The organism is Shewanella sp. SG44-6, assembly GCF_014164185.1.
Taxonomy (GTDB): domain Bacteria; phylum Pseudomonadota; class Gammaproteobacteria; order Enterobacterales; family Shewanellaceae; genus Shewanella; species Shewanella vesiculosa.
The window spans coordinates 1-17,388 of the sequence record NZ_JACJER010000031.1; the positions used below are offsets into that span (position 1 = coordinate 1).

Annotated in this window: 10 protein-coding genes; 3 read left to right on the forward strand and 7 right to left on the reverse strand. The window is 43.7% G+C overall.

What is annotated here, in order from left to right:
* Positions 1-358: YebC/PmpR family DNA-binding transcriptional regulator (locus tag H5185_RS07720; RefSeq protein WP_182741750.1), on the forward strand; the 358-nt coding region annotated here is incomplete at its 5' end.
* Positions 359-513: 155 nt separating this feature from the next.
* Here H5185_RS07720 and hpf read toward each other — a convergent pair.
* A complete protein-coding gene (gene hpf / locus H5185_RS07725; RefSeq protein WP_011636558.1) occupies positions 514-870 on the reverse strand; it encodes a ribosome hibernation-promoting factor, HPF/YfiA family in 357 nt (118 codons plus the stop codon).
* 425 nt (positions 871-1,295) lie between these two features.
* Here hpf and H5185_RS07730 point away from each other — a divergent pair, with 425 nt between their 5' ends.
* On the forward strand, positions 1,296-1,946 hold the full coding sequence (locus tag H5185_RS07730) for a DsbA family oxidoreductase (protein ID WP_182697919.1): 651 nt from the start codon (positions 1,296-1,298) through the stop codon (positions 1,944-1,946).
* Between the two features lie 68 nt (positions 1,947-2,014).
* Here H5185_RS07730 and pulA read toward each other — a convergent pair whose 3' ends face one another.
* Together pulA and H5185_RS07740 are read right to left on the reverse strand one after the other, a co-directional pair.
* Entirely contained in the window at positions 2,015-6,352 is a 4,338-nt protein-coding gene (gene pulA, locus H5185_RS07735; protein ID WP_182741751.1) for a pullulanase-type alpha-1,6-glucosidase, read from the reverse strand.
* Positions 6,353-6,637: 285 nt separating this feature from the next.
* A complete protein-coding gene (locus H5185_RS07740; protein ID WP_182741752.1) occupies positions 6,638-9,628 on the reverse strand; it encodes a TonB-dependent receptor in 2,991 nt (996 codons plus the stop codon).
* Positions 9,629-10,085: 457 nt separating this feature from the next.
* On the opposite strand from H5185_RS07740, the gene H5185_RS07745 reads away from it, so the two are divergent.
* Positions 10,086-10,523 carry an OsmC family protein gene (locus tag H5185_RS07745; protein ID WP_124017558.1) on the forward strand — a complete coding sequence of 146 codons (438 nt, stop codon included), beginning with the start codon at positions 10,086-10,088 and terminating at the stop codon, positions 10,521-10,523.
* Positions 10,524-10,614: 91 nt separating this feature from the next.
* Here the strand turns inward: H5185_RS07745 and H5185_RS07750 are convergent, their stop codons facing one another.
* From H5185_RS07750 to H5185_RS07765, 4 genes are all read right to left on the reverse strand, one after another.
* Positions 10,615-13,911 (reverse strand): S41 family peptidase, encoded by a 3,297-nt coding sequence (locus H5185_RS07750; RefSeq protein WP_182741753.1) that lies wholly within the window; start codon positions 13,909-13,911, stop codon positions 10,615-10,617.
* 167 nt (positions 13,912-14,078) lie between these two features.
* Entirely contained in the window at positions 14,079-14,861 is a 783-nt protein-coding gene (locus H5185_RS07755) for a hypothetical protein (RefSeq protein ID WP_182741754.1), read from the reverse strand.
* On the reverse strand, positions 14,858-15,406 hold the full coding sequence (locus H5185_RS07760) for a sigma-70 family RNA polymerase sigma factor (RefSeq protein WP_182741761.1): 549 nt from the start codon (positions 15,404-15,406) through the stop codon (positions 14,858-14,860). Before H5185_RS07760 ends, H5185_RS07755 begins: the two co-directional genes overlap by 4 nt.
* 90 nt (positions 15,407-15,496) lie before the next feature.
* Complete coding sequence (locus tag H5185_RS07765; RefSeq protein WP_259396189.1) at positions 15,497-17,359, reverse strand: VWA domain-containing protein; 1,863 nt, start codon at positions 17,357-17,359, stop codon at positions 15,497-15,499.
* Positions 17,360-17,388: the final 29 nt, after the last annotated feature.

The window sequence follows — 17,388 nt, forward strand, 5'->3', positions numbered from 1 at the left end:
CCCTGGTACTGTTGGCCATATGTTCGAACATCAAGCAGTATTTGTATTTGATGGTGATGACGATGAAGCTATTTTAGAACTGCTTATGATGGCTGACGTCGACGTTGCCGATGTAGAGCTTGAAGATGGCATCATCAGCGTATTTGCGCCAGTGTCAGAGTTTAACAATGCCCGCACTGTGTTAACTGAAGCCTTTCCAGAGATTGATTTTAAGGTAGAAAATTTAGCATTTGTGCCACAAACCATGACAGAACTTACTGGCGAAGACATTGAAAGTTTTGAAAAATTCTTAGCCGCTCTTGATGATTGTGACGACGTACAAAACGTTTATCACAACGCTGAGATTAACGAAGAATAAAACTCGCTAAAACGAGAAACGCTACAAGTCTAGGAACTAGATGACTTAGCCGCGAGCCAAACGTCATCTTCCCTAGCATTAGTGTTTTGAGCAGACCAAACTAAAAAACGCAGCTTAGGCTGCGTTTTTTAATGTCGTTTAATCAACGAATGTACTTAACGTAAGTCCATTTCTTGAACTTTTTCGTAAGCAATTTCTGGTGCAGTTACATCTGGTTTTTCATGTAAATCTGCTTTCAATTGACCTTTACGATGCTTTAGTGCCGCATCGAGTTTTTTAGCAGCGCTTGTTATAGCGGGATACATGACTAAATCAGTACCTTTAGCAGCAATGCGAGTTCCTTCATAGTTAGTTCTAATTTCAACATCATATTCACCATGCTCTTTAGCAATGATGATATCTAGCGAGATAAGCGTGGGGAAATGGCTAGCTATTTTAGCGAATTTTTCATCTACGTGTTGTTTGACAGTGTCTGTAACATCAACATGGTGACCAGAAAGATTTATTTTCATAGATTGTCCTTAAAAGAATTTACTTGCCAAATTTATCGCGTGTCACAACTGCATGCTGACATAAATTATGGTGTTGCACAAATGCAGACTGACATATTTAGACATAGGGCATGTGCTTTGCGTCACAAGTACTCAAGTCTATAATGTGTTTTATATCTCCTTGCGTACTTTATCACTGTGCCATTAATAAACGTGCATGGGGTATATCAAATTGACCTAACCCCTACATTGATTAAACATCAGATTACTGATTAAGTATAGACACAATAATGTCACAAAGGTTGCAACTTTTGGCTTGTTCTCACAAGTGATTACAAACCAAACAAATAACCACTAAAAGCAGTTACTTTGTAAGCAACTATACATTTTTTATCTGTTTAGACTTTAGTAAATGAAGTCGAATTAATTTTTTATAAAGGATCCCTATGGCAACGAATCAACTGCAAATCGATATTATTTCTGACGTAATGTGCCCGTGGTGCATTGTTGGTTATCGCCGACTTGAACAAGCATTGAGTCAATTTGACGATTTAGAGGTTAAATTGCAGTGGCATCCGTTTGAGCTAAACCCCGCAATGGGGCCTGAAGGGCAACACTTAGGTGAACATATTGCCGAGAAATACGGCTCAACACCGGAACAAAGTACACAAAATCGTCAACGATTAACCCAAATGGGTGCCGATTTAGGCTTTGAGTTTAACTTTTCTGACGCATCGCGAATTTATAACACGCTACAGGCCCACCAGCTACTTTATTGGGCGGCGGAGTCTGGCAAGCAAACTGAATTGAAACTGGCGTTGTTCAGCAGCTACTTTACTGATCAGAAAAACCCAGATGACATTGAAGTTCTCATTGAAGCAGCCACAAAGGTAGGCTTAGATGCTGATGAGGCACGAGCAGTGCTCACAGACAAACGCTTTGAAACTGCGGTAAAAGAGGAAGAGCAACTGTGGATCAGCCGCGGGATCCAAGCCGTCCCCGCCATTGTGTTTAATCAACAATATTTAGTCTCTGGCGCACAAGATCCCGACACTATTGCTGAATTAATTAGTAAACTGACGACAGAAGACGCTTAAACCGTTTTAATTAAACAAATAAAACCCAGCTTGCGCTGGGTTTTGTGTTTACTGGATAATCACTAAACCTAGTTCAACTTTGTCACTAATAAAGTAGGTGACTCAGAGCTTGGACCTGTTACCGTAAAGCGATAGGTACCGGCGCTTGTTGCATTAAAATGCATGTTTGCGCCTTTTTTCGCTAAGGTTTTCAACAAACCTTCACTCACAGCGTCATCGCCTGCTATGGCACCAAAATCAATTGTCGACCAATCTGCTGTAGCGATTTTAAATTCATTATCACCGGCGGCTAACACAATATCGACTTGGTAAATAGATGATCCCTGATAGGCCAATGCATCTACTTCGCCCCAACCATTCATGCCACCACGAATGTAAACGGTATTACCGACAAACATGTCTGTTTTGTCGATGGTCAAAATAGGAGCATTACGATTACTCATATCAAAGGTAAAACTGTACATCGCATCTGTTTCAATATTGATGCTTAAATTGCCACCTTTTACAGCCAGTGCTTTGCCAATACTCAGCTGCACTGTGCCATCTGCATCTAAGCTACCATAATCGACGCTATCCCAGTCGCTAGAGGCCATTTTAAAGCCTTTGATTCCAGCGGTAACCATAACTTCAGCACGATATATACTGCCACCTAAATAGACCATTTCATTATCGGTAGACCAGCCATTCATGTCACCACGTAAATATACTGGAGTGTCAGCAAAAGGCTCTTGGTTATATACCGATAACACAGGGTTCTGCTTGTCTGCCGCATTTAATGAGAACACGTAGGTTGCGTCACGTGATGCTGTAAAGGCCATGTTAGCTCCTTTGGCAGCAAGCAATTCAGCCACGTTTTCATCAACAACGGCCACATCACTAGAAATTGCACCAAAATCAACTGTGTTCCAATCTGCTGATGCCAGTTTAAAATTATAACTATTTGCAGTTAAGGTAATCGCAATACGGTATTCGCCATTACCGACATAAGTGAGCTTATCAACCTCACCCCAGCCATTCATATCGCCACGCACAAATACATCTGTACTGCCAAAAGGAACGACATCTGGTGCGCCTGCTGTAGCATTTGCAGTTAAACCCTCGCCTTGCATTTCGCCTTGTACTTTAACAAACACAGCAGTGGTGTAAGCGGGTACGGTAAATGTGCCTTCACCATCTCCTTGAGTAAAGCTAGCGTTTTGCACCTCGTTGTCTATCGACACTTGCTGCTTTGCATGCAAGCTAAAACCGCTAGCGGTGGCAATGGTCTGAGTTTGCTCTTGGGCACTACCATTGACCATCACCACAATGGCATCAACGCTTGGATCGATATCGGTTAAGCCTGCGCCGTCGTCAATGCTCATCACAATCACGCCCTGCTTTTGGTTTTTACCGATATTATGAAAGCCCACTCGGTCGATAATGTCTTGCGCTGTGGTTAAACGGAACAATTTACTTTGGTGACGGATGGCCAAGAACTCGTTGAATACCGATGATGCAAAATCGATTTCAGACATAGATGCAGCAGCATTGGGGTTAGCCGAAATCCCACTAATCACACTCCATTTCGTCTCGTTATCTTGTGCTAACGGTAAACCAACATTCCAATTATTGCTGTTTTTGGTAAAGTCGACCCAGTTAAACCAATCGCCGGCATCATAGGTGTTACGGTCCATGGATTTAGAGCGCAACAAGTCGCCACCCATTTGTAAAAAGGGGATACCTTGGCTCATTAATGGAATGGTTGCGGCAATGTTTTGTACCCGAACGCGGTGTTCAAGTGATAAACCAACATCATGTTTGTATTGTAAAATATCCCATAATGTTTCGTTGTCGTGCTTGGACACATAGTTAATGCTGTCGGCAGGGTCTAACGCGTAAGCTGTTGGCTGGCTGTTCCAGCTAAAGCTACTGCCTTTAGCTGAGTTACCGTTAAAGTCTTTTAACACGTAGTTTTGTAAGTTACCTGCCATGGATAAACGTAAGGTGTCTTGATCACGTAAGTAATCATCTTTTTTGTCTGTAGCAAATAATGCCCCACCGCGCACAGCTTCACGGATACGATCGTTAAACGTTCCTACTTCAGAACCCGCCATATTCGCTTGTACAGCTTGCTCAAATAAGCGATTGTCGGCAACCTCACCAAAGTTCCAACCTTCGCCATAGAAATAGTTATCGGGATCAACCGCTTGCACAGCATCACGCGCGGCTAAAATACTGCTTTTAGGCATGTGCCCCATCACATCAAAACGGAAGCCGTCGTAACCGTACTCTTTAGCTAAAATCACCAGAGAGTCGGTGACAAACTTATCCATCATACGGTGCTCGGTAGCAGTATTATCGCAACAGGTAGAGGTTTCTATTTTACCGCTGATTTCGTTATATCTGTGGTAGTAACCCGGTACAAGCTTATCAAATACTGAGTTATCCCATAGGCCCGATGCACTAGTATGGTTATAGACCACATCGAGTACCACACGTAAGCCAAGTTCATGCAGCGCTTGGTTCATGGCGCGCAGTTCTTTAACTCGTGCAATACCCTCTGGGCTTGAGGCATAACTGCCTTCTGGTGCAATAAAGTGATGCGGATCGTAACCCCAGTTAAAACCGTCATAACTGCGTAGCGCGCCGACTAAATCTTGTGCGTCTGCAGAACCAGGTAAGAAGTCAGCTAAAATAGATGCGATTGTCGCGGCTTTATCTTGAGTTTTACAGGCGTTAGCTGCATCGCTAATTTGAGAGCACAATTTGCCGAGTGTATCGGTGATCTCAATGCGTTTTGTGACATCTTCATCGATAGTGGCAATATCCGTTGTTGGTAGCACATGAAAATGTGTTACCCCTGTTTCAGCCAATTGACGTAAATGCTCAACTGGCGCACTCCCCGTCTCGGTAAATGCTAGGTACTTACCACGGTTCGCTGCAGAAGTGCTTTCATCCCGAGCACTGAAGTCACGCACATGACCTTCGTATATCACGATATCTTCAGGATTTTCAACAGTCATTACCGTATGACCGTCCCACCCCGCGGGCTTGAGATCAGCATCGCTTAAATGAATAAACTGACTATAACGGCCATTAGTAGACACATTTAATGAGTAAGGATCGGTGGTTTCTAGGGTTTCTATTTTCTTCGAAATGGGGTGATATACCTTCAGCTCATAGCGATAGTATTGGCGGTCTAAGCTCATGTCACCGCTAAAGGACCAAATACCGCTTGCTGCATTTAAGGTCATTGCGTGGGTTTTAGTGAGTTTTTTAGCGCTGTCAAAAATCTTTACATTAACGGATATTGCCGTTGGTGCCCATACGTTGGCGCTGATATTGCTGCCGTCATAAATCACACCTAAATTAGCCTCGTCGGCGTCATTATCACCTTTGGTATACAAGTCATCGAGCACTTTAGCGACCTGCACATTCGTTGCTGCTATGGGTTTGTTATCACTATCGTAAGCCACCAGCACCAGCTGCTCTTTAGCCATGGCTTTCGCTTCATCGGCAGTAAAGCTAGCTTGGTAGGCTGGCCAACTTGCTAAATGTGGCACTAATACTTTTTGTGCATCACTGAGTTCAGTTTCGATTAACTCTAGCTGCGCCCCATTGATATTACCGTCGTTATCGACCTCAATACCCGCGGTGGCTGAGTGATGTAAGACAAACTTCGCCACGCCGTCGGCAGGCTCATTCCATACAAAGGTGTTTTGATCTAACCAATGTGCACTGGCACCATCAATAGAAAACCCAACGTCTAAAATAGGATAATCATACACATCTCCTTCACCATGAATAGTGAAGTTAGCCCGATTAAACTGTGCTTCTGGCGCACTATCATCTTCATAGGCTTTAAGGTTCATGGTTAAGTCAGTGTCACCCAGCGCTTTACCCGAACCTTCGGTCCCAACATGGATAATAAAGTTGCCGCAGTCGCTATAGCCATCTTTTAGGTTAATTAGCCAATAAGCACCATAGTTGGGATCGATTCCATCGAACGAGTGACCATTGGCCCAGTCGCTTGAGTCATATGGAGGCGCATAGGCATCACAGGTGTCGTTATTCCAAGTGTGGAGTTTATAACCGGGATAATTTGGATTACTGCTGCTGTTATCTTTGTCTTTGATACGGTTGTAATACAACACAGCCTGATTTGGCCCTGCCAACACAACAGGCATAGGTAGTTCAGAATTGTAGCCAACGATACAACTCTCATTTTTAGCATCTGGAAATTTAGGTGCTGGGCAGCTTAGTGGCGGCGGCGCCACACATTCAGTCCCCGCGGCATTGGGCACATTGGGTACATTACAAGTTAATAATACTTCCCCTGGTGCTGACGAATCACCACCACACCCCATCAGTGTGGCCATACTTAGCGCAAATACACTGATCGTCGACATTATTGATTTAGTCATCATGACTGACTTCTCCCTATCGCATGTTGCCCATTGGCAATCGGATAATTTTTATTTGTTTTTATAAGTAACCTGAACTCGAGATAATAAACGCCTTTCAAACAGCCCTTTGTCTTGCTAACTGCGTTGAATTAATTTGCCATAGGCTCGCTATTGACGCGTTAATTCGCCTTGTGAGTAAAACAAATGACAAGTTTGACAGTGAAATCTAGTTAAGGTTTTGATTATTATCGTTATAAATACACACTTCATCCCGAGTTCAGATTAAGCAATAAACCCGCTTGTTGGTTACATGGCATAAGTGAACCCCAAATAAAATTCGCGGCCAAAGTACTGTAAAGTGCCGGTTTTATTTTGGTTACCGAAATAACTTTTAGTCGGTTCATCGGTGAGGTTATTGACTTGAAACAGCAGGCCTAAGCCGTCATTCACTTGGTACGATGCTTGATAGTCGATCACGGTTTCTGCGTCAAAGTTCACCACTTGCTCATTAATGGCCACTTGCTCAGACACAAATTCGTCGCGAAAACGCGCACTGACACGAGTTTCAAACCCTTCATAGGAATAAAACAAGGTTGCACTGACCACGTTATTAGACAAGCCCGGTAGGTCTTGAGTTGTGGTGTCACCACCAAGACTAGTAATAGACTGCACTTCTGATTCGGTATACGAATAGCTGGCATTAAAGCCTAAGCCAGACCATGCATCAGGAAGTGAGGCAAACACTTGGGTGTAAGCCAGTTCTAAGCCGCGAATATAACCGCCTTTGGCATTATTAACGGCGGTGGTATAGGTACCGTTAGTGGTGGCAATTTGTTCACCACTGATCTCATCGACAATGTAATCTGGCACGTTAAAACCATTCGCTTGAAAATCGAAGTTTTCAATGGCAATCGTGTCGATAAATGAGTCTATATTTTTGTAGAATACCGCCGCAACAAAGGCGCCTTCATCAAAATAGTACTCGTAAGACAGGTCATATTGATCGGCATAAAATGGCATTAAAAATGGGTTATTAGTGCTCGAACCATTAATCTTGCCATCGTCAGATACCGACGCACTGATATCGCCCGCTAAGCGGTTAATTGGCGGGCGTGACATGACTTTGGCAGCCGCGACGCGGATTTGAGAGTCATCGGTGATTTTAAAATTTAAGTTAATCGATGGTAGGTAATCGGTGTAGCTGATACCTTGAACCGTCGACACATAATTTTGGTTGATAATGCCAATACTGTCAGTAATATTTTGCGCACCGAGGTTAATATCGCCATCAACGTTTTGTAGCATAGTTGCAGATTGATCGGTATCAACCATGCGCACACCAATATTACCGGTCACTGGCATGCCGCCAATTTCAGTATTGATATTGGCCATCATATAGGCAGATAGGACTTTTTCATACACTTCACCACTTTGCAAAACAGTCCAAGAGTAGTTAGTGGTATAGCCTTGAGGATCAACAACCCCGTCAGCATTACCCCAGGTTTGTACCGGTTGTGGAATACCATCAGGGAACCAAGCATTTAATGCTGCGTCCAAATCAATCGCTAAGTAAGAAGGAAAGTAGCTAAAATCACCTTGCCAATCGACAACTGTGGTCATGTCTTCGGTCAGTTTAAGCGGTGGCTCAGACTTTGAAAAAGCACCGTCGTTACCGTATTCAAATACCGAACGATTATTAGAGTAAGTACGATCTGAATAACGGGCACCAAATTCTACACTAGATATAATGTCGGTTTCTAAATCGTATTTAAAATCGACTCGGTAGGCTTTCATTTCATCCTCATTCACAAAAGGATAAATACCGTATTTGCTGACCATCACTCGGTCTACATCAGAAAAAGCCTCCGCTTGATTAAAACCAATATCGGGTAAATCTAGACCATTGAGCAAGTAACTAATTGACACATTTTCATCGAATATCGGTGTGTCGGCATTGGCATCGACGGCCACATTTGACCACAATAACCCATTACGGAAGTCACTTTTGGCTGACGACAACGACACATCAAGATTGACATTGAGCTTATCGGTAACTTGCCAATCCGCATTGACACCAAAACTGTTTACTTCATCAAAATCTTGGTTGTCATCGTTAACAATTTCAACTCGAGTGTAGCTTTTGGAGGTGCGATTAAACGTACCACCAATCACGCTGTTGCCATCATATACAGGGTTGGCGACACTGGCATTGCGACCACCCAATTTTGCTCGAAATCCTCGTGCAAATGATTCGCTGTCAAAACGAGACATAAATGCATCGGCTTTAACCACAAAGTTATCAACCGGTGCCCACTCAATTGCGCCCATGTAACCATTGCGAGTTTCAACGCCACCTAAATGCTGCATTTCAAACCCTTCGCTGATGTATTCAAAGTCTGGGTTATCAACCGGGCCGTTAGTGTCGTTTGCCAGACCATCTAGCTCTTTTGAGTCGTTGTACGCTAGGCCAATAAATTGGGTGGCAACACTGGGCTGTTCTAGGCGGGCATAACCGACTGCAATACCTAAGGTATCTTCTAAAAACTTACCTTGGTAAGAAAAGCTTAAACGGCTGCCATATTCTTCTGCGCCAAACACTTCACTGGCACGATCGTTATGCATCCCCCGGGCATTAATAACAAAGCTATAATCTTTATCGATACTCAGTGGGCTGACGGTTTGTAACTCAACCGTACCTGCAACACCGCCTTCTATAAGCGATGCTTTAGGCGATTTATAAACCGCTGCTGAGCTAATCAACTCAGAGGGATATTGATCAAACTCAATACTGCGCGAACCGCTGGTTGATACCTGCTCGCGGCCATTTAAGGTCGAAAATACAAACCCACCAGACATGCCGCGAATGTTAATTTCTGCCGCCTGCCCACCAGTACGTACTGCAGAAATCCCCGGTAAGCGTGTTAATGCATCTGCCATTGATACATCAGGCAATGCCCCCAAATCATCTGCCGACAACTGCTCTGACACTGTGTCACTAAACCGTTTTGAGTTAAGTGAATCAATGAGACTGCGGCTGTAACCTTTGACTGCAATACGTTCAATCGGCTCGTCACTTGCTGCAAGACTGACTACAGCACTGGTGGCGACAAGCTCACTTGCATTAGCGTCATCGGCCGTCGTCGCAGGCTTATTGACTTCAATACTTTGTTTAGCGGCACTTGGCTGTTCAAGCGGATTAACATCATCATTAGCCATTGCAATATGAGGCATGAACATCACGCTCACACCTGCTGCCACTAAGGCTAATGACAATAAACTGGGTTTGCTTTTGAGCATTGGTTTTTCCCTCACCATATCGACTTATTAGTGACCCAATACTCAGTTATCTCGCGCAGACAAATCTAAATATTGGACATTTATTATTCCGATATACTAGACATTAGCTTGAATAACACACAACACAATGCATACGTATTCATTACAAATTGATAACATAAGCTTGTTTTAAAACACATAATCAAATAGTCATGTTAACCATGTAAGTAACTGATTTTAAAGTTATCTGATTCACTTTGATGCATAGCGGTTTCGCAACATTGATTACCACGATTTAGTCACATTAGGTGGGTGTTTCAATTTGACTATTCAGATCAAATTAATGGACATTGGGGTACGCTTGGTGTTGAATCAATACAGATGTGTTACCGTTTGGTAAGTACCCGCTGTTCAGCGGTAATACACGCTATATTAAGTTGTTATAAATACCACTTTAATGGGGTTTGGGGAGTACAAAATGGGCTTTAAATTAACGGTAAATTGGCAGTCTTCACCTAGTGAAGAAGGTGAATTTAATCGCGATCATGAGGTTAAGTTTGGCACAGGGCAAAGCATTCAAGCGTCATCTGCGCCAGAATACAAAGGCAATGCGGATAAAGTGAATCCAGAAGAAAGTTTGCTCGCGGCTTTGTCTTCATGCCATATGTTGACCTTTTTAGCGATTGCCCATTTAAAGCGGCTGCCTGTGGCCAGTTATGTTGATAATGCCACTGCTGATTTAGGTAAAAATGAAGCGGGCAAAGTGGCCGTGGTTAAAATGACATTAGCGCCAAAAGTGACATTTGCACAAGGGGTTGACGTTGACGAAGAAACGTTAGCTAAAATACATGAAAAAGCCCATGCAAATTGCTTTATTGCTAACTCATTAGCATGCGAAGTTGAAATAAAACACTAAGTATTTGTTGTGATAAATCAATAATAATAACCCTCTCAACATTATGCTTGAGAGGGTTATTTTTTACTGTTTTACTTAAACCAATGTAAGGTTACTTGGTTTTAATGTCTGCCGCAGAACCTGTTTTAGGTATAGGTAATCCGCTCAATGGCTTTATAGGTTGCTGTACTAGTTCATCTTTTAAATAACTGATCGCAGCTTCAAGTTGTGCGTCTTTACCGCTAAAAGTGGCATAAGGTAAATTATCCACTTCAATGTCGGGTTCCACCCCATGACCTTCAACAATCCAACGACCATCGATGGCATATTGTGGGTATTCTGCTACCCGCGCCATGCCTTTGTCGGTCACCGAATTTCGACCCGATAACCACACTCCAGCGCCTGCAGTTTGTTTACCAATAATAGGCGCAATGTTTAGCGCTCTAATTCCCGCAGAAAAAGTCTCACCATCTGAATAGGTCATTTGATCAGCTAATACGACTAAGTGGCCTCTGAAAGTTTGCTGCATGTTTGCATTCGTGCTGCCATGGGTTGGCTGCCAAAATGCCCACGCACGACGTAACAGTTTTTCGATAATCCAGCTGTCGATATTACCACCACGATTGCGGCGAACATCAATGATTAACCCCTCTTTGTCGTAGTTGGTATAAAACTCGCGAGCAAAGCTTTCAACATCACCGCTGCCCATGGCATACAAGTGCAAATAACCAATGTTACCTTTAGAGGCTTTGGCTACTTTGTCACCGTTATGCTCAACCCAATCAAGGTAACGTAGCTTGGCATCGGTACCAATATCATGGGGCGTTACTATGGTATTGATGGCCGTTTTTCCACGTACTAAACCCAGTAACACTTGCTTATTACCTTGATTACGCAGTAATTGCGTTACATCAGCAATGTTAGTGACTTTCTTGCCATTGAGGCTGGCAATCACATCACCTTCTTGAGCGTCCACTTCAATTCGTGCTAGGGGTGATGCCGACAATGGCAACTCAGGGTCGGTTTGATAAATATGGCTTATCACGACACCTTTGTCGGTTTGTGTCAGCCTAGCCCCTAATGCAGCAGCTTTGGCGGCATCGGCGTCTTGAGCAATATCACCACCACGCACCTGTGAATGTAATGAGTTAAGTTCACCCATCATTTGCATGAAAATGTCATTCAGCTCATTACGATCGGTCAGCCTATCAACCAAAGGCTGATACTTGGCTTTGGCTGCTTGCCAATCTACACCACGCATTTTCGGGTCAAAAAACGAATCACGATGCATTAACCATGCATCTTCAAAAATTTGCTGCCATTCTTGTGGTGGCGAAATGCTTAACTGCCATTGGTCAGTATTGACTTTGGCGCGTGATACATCGCTGGGCAGTTTGTCTCCGGCATCAACAATCAAAAGGTTTTTAGGGTCAGACTGTTTGCGCAGCATAATTTTACTGCCATCTTTTGATAACGAATATTGGCCGACATCTTCGCTAAAGGTATCAACCTTAATATTGAGCGGATCAAACTTAATCAGTTTTAACTCGCTTTTATCTTGGCTGCCATCCAATAAATACAGCTTATCTTTAGTTGCGATTAAACTATTGTAGTTACCAGCATCTACTGGCACTTGCCATAAGCGTTGGTTTAATCCGTCCCACTCTACTTTGACTTTTGCTGGGGTATTCTGGTCTTTACTGTCGGCTTTTTTAGCGTCTTTGATAACAGTAAGCTCGGTTGGTTTGGCAAACGGAAACGACGCTTTAGCATCTAATGCTAAGGCAAACACTTGCGTGCGTTTATCAAATATCGGCCCCATGTTACGGTCACCCCAAGGCGAGTCTGGGGTGGCTTTAAATTCGCGATTAGACAAGAAATACAACCATTTACCGTCGTGACTAAAACTGGGTGAAAACGACTCGTATTTGTCTGAGGTCAAGGTTTGTGCTTTTGATTCGTTAATGGAATACAACACAATTTGCGGACGCTGTTTACCAATTTCTGCCTTGGTTAGGGCAATAAACTGACTGTCGCCAGACCAGGTAATATCTTGATAAGGGCCTAACCCCTCGCCGTTTTGGATAATTTTTTGGTTATTGTTGCGGCTTAAATCGTATAACCACACATTGCCCATGTAATCATCATGCACTAAATAACGGCCATTTGGCGATAACGACAAGCTGGTGCGTAAGGTGCTGCCATCTTTGGTGAGCTGCTTCGCGCCAGCTGAACCGTCGGCTGGATATTGCCAAATTTCTTGCTCACCAGATGCATCGCTAATGGCATAAACCCATTTGCCATCATCGCTTAATAGTGCATCGCGTACTCGGCTATCGGCGGGAGAGTCTATTTGCACTAAACGGCGACCATCGTTACTAGCAATCGCCACATGGCTTCGGGCGGTAATGACCACGTTATCGCCTTGATGCGAAAACACTGTCGAGGTGGCATAATCCATTGGGTCGTTAACCCACTGCTCGCGGCGATGAGTAAAGTCACTGGTAAGCTCGATGTCTAATGTTGACTCAGTAAAATTCGCTAAGTTGAGTAACTTAATGTCGGCGCCCTGCTGAAATACAATACGACCATTATTAAGTTGGGCATCACGCACTTGCCAGTCGGTATATTTGGTGTGCTGTATAAAATCTTTGCCATCGACTGTCATTGACCAAATATTGTCATTACCGGACTGATCACTAACAAAATAAACTCGACCATTAGATAACATCGGCTGTTTAACTGAGCCGTCATGGGTTGCAGTTAACTGCTGGGCTTCTTGTTTACTGCCTAGCTTGTAACGCCAAATCTCACCTTTAGCGCCGCCGCGATATACTTTGACATTATCGCCACTGACTTGCAGACCAAATTGGGTAAAGTACACATACTCGCCTTTATCATCTATGGTGCCTTCAACGGCGTCAGCTAACGGTAAATCAGTGATGGTTAAGGTTTGTGGGTCAACGGTTTTAAGCACCCAAAAGTTAGCTGGGCCAAAGGCGTTGTCGGTGGAATACAATACTTCGCCAGATGCGGTCCAGCCTTGTAATCGCACTCGGCTGTTTTCAAAGCTGACGCGTTTAGCTACGCCGCCTTCAATAGGCATCACATACACTTCGGTTGCGCCTTCATAATTGGCCGTATACGCCACCCATTTACCATCTTTAGAAATTGTTGCGTCCAACTCTTCTGCCGTCAAACTGGTTAAGCGACTGGCTTTAGTTTGGTTCTGGTTTTGATTGAGTTCAGTAGTCCAAAGATCGCCTTCGGCAGTAAACACTAAGGTTTGATCGTGTAATGCAGGAGCGCGGTAATAACCTTGATTAGAGGCATTGGCGAATATCATTGATGAACATGCTAAAGTACCTAAAGCCAGCATACAATGCGCAACAGAGCGGCGAAGTTTCATGGTGAGGAGCTTCCTTTATTAAGTCTAATAGACTGTTTTTATTTATCGCTTCACGTTAGCAGAGTTATGGCTGTTTTTGCAGCACAAAAATGTAACCAAAAACGGCTAAGCGGTATTTGCTTAGCCGTTGGGTTATTGAGAGTATTTTCACGAGTGTTATGCGTGAATTATCGAGAGGTTAGCTGCAGTTTAATTTTATGGTATTGCTCATAAAGTGGATGCGACGGATCTGATAGCTCAGGGAAGCGTTGATCGATAGTGAGCATATAACGTTCCGCCTGAATCAGCTTATTGTCTGCCATTAATACGCTTAATCGGGCCAATGCGACATCAGGCGTATCTAAATGAATATCACCTTTTAGTGAACTTTCATCTTGCTGCTTCATCAATTGCACCTCGTTGTTATTAGCAAGCGATTGTAATCCAAGCGCATTTTTTGGCGATTGGGCTTCATTGCCTTTGGGGACAACAGCTTGTTTTGTATCCGATTGTGCTGGCGCAGCACTGGCGGACTCGATATTGGCGGCGCCACGACTGAGAGGTTGATTTTCACCACGCTCGGCACTGCTCGATAAACCTTCTACCACTATCGACTTTTCGGTTGCAGCATCAGCTGAAAACCTCTTAGTCTGTTGTAATAAAGCAGGCTGCACCGATGAACTCGGCTCAAGGTCGATACCCACTTGCTGCTGTATGCTTGGATTTAACATAAACAATCCAGCCACCAGCAACACTGATGCAGCACTTGAAAATGCCCAGGCATTACGTTGCCACAGTGACTTTGTCGACTTTTTGCCTTGAGCAGATACATGAGCTCCCGCTCGCGCCTTGGCTAAAATAGCCTCATCCAGTTCAGCCGATGGCTGCTCTAAAGGTTGCTGATGGTAAGCATCTTTGATTTCTGTTTGTAATGCAGTGAACTCTGCATCATGATCTTGTTGCTGACTCATAATGATGTCTCCTGCCATTGGTTAGCGATACATTGCTTAATACTTTGATAAGCATATCGAATACGACTTTTTGTGGCTTCTAAAGTCACATTAGCAATATCGCTTATCGCGGCAGCGGTCATACCCATTTCGATATTGAGTAAAAAAGCCTCTTTTTGTACAGGCGGCAGTTTTGCAATGCATTGCTTCATCATATCGACTTGTTGCTGTTGCTGTAATTGCGACTCTGGTGAGGCTTGGCTATCAGCTTCTAGGCTATCCATAGTCTCGTCTTCACCAAGTGGAGCCACCTTGTCCAGTGGCTTAACCGCACGCACATGATCTATCAATAAGTTGTGGGCAATTTTATATAACCATGTGGTGAATTTAGCCGTTACCTGATATTGCGCTGCAGCAGTAATCACTTTACCCCAAGTATCTTGATATAAATCTTCTGCTAACTGCTGTTGATGTAATTGGCGGACAAAATAACGATACAAAGGTCCTTTATGCTTACGGTACAGGGTTTCAAAGGCATTCATATCGCCGGCCTGATAATCTAACATCAGCTGCTCGTCACTGCCGGCTTGTATGGCAAAAGTCTGTTGCGTAGGCTGTTTCAATGTTGACACTATTTAATCCTTTTAATTATGCACTTATTGATTAAGCCGATTGACACCCGGCGCTAACGCTTGGGAAAGTACACTCGCGGTTTTAAGCATTTGCACAAACTCATGGCGATAACCAAAATGGTCTTGGCCCATAGCTGACTCTGCAAGGGTAATTAACTTAGTATAATCAGTATCGTGGACATAATCATTATGATTAAGTAATTGGCCAAATCCGGCGACGGCGGCAGCAAAGCGAAAATCATCACTGGCTTGGTGTAAATGTGTTAACTGCTGTTCACGGCTGATCGAATAAGTTATTAATTGGCTAGCTTGTTCGCCAATAGCTTTATAGCGCAACTTTAAAAATGCCACTTCATTCACAGTACTTAACTGCCCGCTTCGACTTTCATTAGTGTTTTTAGCCCCACTAACCGACTCAGACTGGCTCTGAGCATAACGCAGTGGATCAACTAAGCGCTGATGGCTGTCGTTATAACGTAGTTCATATAAAGCAGTCACAGTATGCCCCGCACCAATTTCGCCAGCATCGACGGCATCATTGTTAAAGTCGCTGCGATTTAACATACGATTCTCATAACCAATTAAGCGATATTCTGACACGACAGCTGGATTAAACTCGATTTGTATTTTGACATCATGAGCAATGGTTAGCAGGGTGGCATGAAGTTGGTCAACAAGGACTTTTCTGGCCTCATTGAGGGTGTCAATATAGGCATACTGACCATTGGCTTTGTTTGATAATTGCTCTAACAAATGGTCGTTATAACTGGCAGTGCCGGAGCCTAGACCAAAACCTAGGGTTGATAAGCCAATCCCCTTTTTGCTTTGACTGGCAACGTAATCAACTAATTGTTGATGATCTGTCATACCAAGGTTGAAGTCACCATCTGTGGCCAAAATAACGCGGTTACTGCCGTTTTCGATAAAGTGCTTTTGTGCTATTTGATACGCCAGCTGAATCCCTTGGCTACCGTTAGTGCCGCCTTGCGCACTTAACTGACTGAGTGCGATGTTAATCGCGCTAAAGTCATTACCAGCGACACCGTCTAACACCACACCACTGGCTCCCGCATACACCACAATCGACACTTTATCTTGCGCCGATAACTGCTGACTGAGCATCAGCAGTGCTTGTTTCAATAAGGGCAATTTATCGTTAGATGACATTGAACCAGACACGTCCAGAAGTAACACTAAATTGCTGGCTCCGAGCTTGTCGGGCGCAATGTCATAACCTTTAATACCAATCCGCAGTAACTGAGTATCTTGATTATAAGGTGAAGGAGCAAGCTCTGTTGTCACACTAAATGGCGTATTCTCTCTTGTTGGTGCGGGATAATCATAACTAAAATAATTAACCAGCTCTTCTACTCTGACGCTATTTTTAAGCGGCAACTGACCTTGATTAATCAATTTTCTCGTGGTGCTGTAACTGCCTGTATCAACATCAATTGAAAAGGTTGATACAGGTGTTTCACCCGCAACCATATTGCCGTTTTGCACTACCGATGCAAACTTATCATTATTGCTTGGCAGCAATGTCATGCTACGACTCTTGGCCTCCAAGGAAGTGACATTGCGATAACCAGCTGGATGATCAATGGATTTTGTGCGTGTTAATTGCCGTTCTTCAGTGACAAGACTGGCTGCTTGTTGGTATGAAACTGGTGATGCATCATTCAAAGCCTGTATCTGCCCCTGTTTGCTTGACGCTTGCAGAAGTGATGATTCAACTTCAATCGTCGCATCTTGCGCCTCAGATTGAGAGCCTTCTTTGGGTTCTGGTGCGCAGCCACTAACAATCATGGCACTTATCGTTATGGTTAACACACTGTGCTGTAACCGCTTGCAGTGATAACTTAGGTTATGACTTATTTTAGTGTTCATGCTGTTTCCCTCATCATTTTGCTTTTATT